Raw genomic sequence first — 237 nt, forward strand, 5'->3', positions numbered from 1 at the left:
GTCAGCCTCCACACCCTCCAACGCGGCCAGCCCAGCCTGCACCGCAGCCGGCGACTTCCCCGACACCACCCACGGCAGCAGATCCGACTCCACCAACGGCACCGAAGCCCCGACCGGCTCCTCGACCGGCACCTCCTGCGGCTCAGGCGCCAGCTCCAGAATCACGTGCGCGTTCGTGCCACTGACACCGAACGACGACACACCCGCACGACGCGGCCGGCCAGTCTCCGGCCACGG

Annotated in this window: 1 protein-coding gene; it reads right to left on the minus strand. The window is 71.3% G+C overall.

The annotated features are described in order from the left end of the window. Positions 1–237, minus strand: a 237-nt coding sequence (locus ACLQ28_RS34645) for a ketoacyl-synthetase C-terminal extension domain-containing protein (protein ID WP_425690467.1), incomplete at both ends; no start/stop codon positions are given.

Source organism: Micromonospora sp. DT201 (genome assembly GCF_049841575.1).
Lineage (GTDB): Bacteria > Actinomycetota > Actinomycetes > Mycobacteriales > Micromonosporaceae > Micromonospora.